The following is a 255-nucleotide window of genomic DNA, read 5'->3' on the forward strand; positions in this document are numbered from 1 at the left end:
TTTAGGAGGCAACCGCCCCAGTTAAACTACCCACCAGGCACTGTCCCCAACCCAGATCATGGGCCAAAGTTAGATGGTCAATCCGATCAGAGTGGTATTTCAACAACGACTCCACCACCACTAGCGTAATAGCTTCACAGTCTCCCACCTATCCTACACAAACCGAACCGAACACCAATACCAAGCTATAGTGAAGGTCCCGGGGTCTTTTCGTCCTGCCGCGCGTAACGAGCATCTTTACTCGTACTGCAATTT

General features: G+C 50.6%; 1 rRNA gene. It reads right to left on the reverse strand.

The window, feature by feature from the left end:
* Positions 1-255 (reverse strand): 23S ribosomal RNA (locus ACQCVD_RS15540); the annotation flags it as partial.

Source organism: Corynebacterium halotolerans (genome assembly GCF_050107895.1).
In the GTDB taxonomy this organism is placed as follows: domain Bacteria; phylum Actinomycetota; class Actinomycetes; order Mycobacteriales; family Mycobacteriaceae; genus Corynebacterium; species Corynebacterium halotolerans_B.